This is a genomic window from Pseudomonas sp. SDT291_1_S447, from assembly GCF_054070155.1.
This window is the reverse complement of record NZ_JBSVXS010000274.1, coordinates 1-890: the sequence shown is the minus strand read 5'-3', so window position 1 is coordinate 890 and position 890 is coordinate 1. Positions and strand designations below refer to the sequence as shown.

Here is an 890-nt window from a genome sequence, read left to right as displayed (position 1 = left end):
ACACGCGACATCCACGGTCGCATCAAACGCCTCGACAACGGCGCCGGTCGCGCCCTGCTTCTACGTTACGACCGCAAACACATTGTCGCGGTCGACTATCAGCAGTTTCTGCCGGCGGACAATCTGGAAGACGCCTGGAATACGGTGCAGACGCTGGTCACCTACTGCTATGACACCCAGCATCGTCTGATCGAGGCGAAGAACGCGGCCGGTGAAGCCGAACATTATCGCTACAACGAACAGCACGTCATTCTTGAGCGGCAACTCGCAGGCGGCGCGGCCTTTTACTGGGAGTGGGAGAACGAAGGCAAACTGTCTCGTTGCACACATCACTGGGCCAACTTCTCGCAGATGGAGGCGCACTACGCTTGGGATGACAAAGGCAGCGTGACTGTCACCAACGCCGACGGCAGCGAAGAGGTGTACACCCACGATGATCAGGCGCGACTGATCAGCAAGATCGACCCGGACGGTGCCGAGCATCTCAAGGCCTACAACGACAAAGGCCAATTGATCGCGGAAAAGGATCCGTTGGGTGCCGTCACCGAGTACCGCTACAACGACAACGGCTTGATGACTGCCGTTATCCCGCCGGAAGACGAAGCCACAACGTACGAATACATCAACGGCTTCGTGAGTGATGTTCATCGCGGCAAAGCCAGTTGGAAGTATCAACGCAACCGACAGGGCGATATCACCCAACAAATCGACCCGGACGGCAACGCCACGCTATACAGCTACGACGGCCAGGGGCGTCTGCTGGAGATTCGCCACCCGGACGGCAGCCGTCATCAACTCGGCTGGAACAACCTCGGCCAGTTGCTGGAAGAACGCCTGCCCGATGGCGGCCAGCGCAAGTATCGTTACGACGCACTGGGTCGGCAGATCAC

The 890-nt window shown here is 58.8% G+C and carries 1 pseudogene; it reads left to right on the top strand.

Features of this window, described 5'->3' with window-relative positions:
• Positions 1-890, top strand: a pseudogene (locus ACW9IR_RS29500) (type IV secretion protein Rhs); the annotation flags it as partial.